We start from the raw sequence: 392 nt of genomic DNA, 5'->3' as shown, positions 1-392 counted from the left end.
AACTATCATTAGAGATATAGCAGATCAAACTAACCTTCTAGCACTTAATGCTGCAATTGAAGCAGCACGTGCTGGAGAACATGGCAGAGGATTTGCAGTTGTTGCTGATGAAGTTAGAAAGCTAGCAGAAAGAACTCAAAAATCACTTGGTGAGATAGAAGCAAATACAAATGTATTAGCTCAATCAATAAATGAGATGAGTGAATCTATAAAAGAGCAAAGTGAAGGTATAAATATGATAAATCAATCAGTTGCTCAAATAGATCACTTAACAAAAGAGAATGTGGTAATTGCAAACCAAGCAAACGAAGTAACATCAGAAGTAGATGAGATGGCTAAAGCCATAGTTGAAGATGTTAGGAAGAATAAATTTTAAAAAACTTCTTATTTAG

The 392-nt window shown here is 33.7% G+C and carries 1 protein-coding gene; it reads left to right on the top strand.

The window, feature by feature from the left end; translation table 11 throughout:
• Nucleotides 1-376 (top strand): methyl-accepting chemotaxis protein (locus tag UNSWCS_RS11260; RefSeq protein ID WP_035144263.1); only part of this gene is annotated, 376 nt, incomplete at its 5' end.
• Nucleotides 377-392: the final 16 nt, after the last annotated feature.

It is taken from the genome of Campylobacter concisus UNSWCS (genome assembly GCF_000466685.1).
In the GTDB taxonomy this organism is placed as follows: Bacteria; Campylobacterota; Campylobacteria; order Campylobacterales; family Campylobacteraceae; genus Campylobacter_A; species Campylobacter_A concisus_A.
The sequence above is the reverse complement of the archived record's forward strand: the minus strand, read 5'-3'. Positions and strand labels throughout refer to the sequence as shown.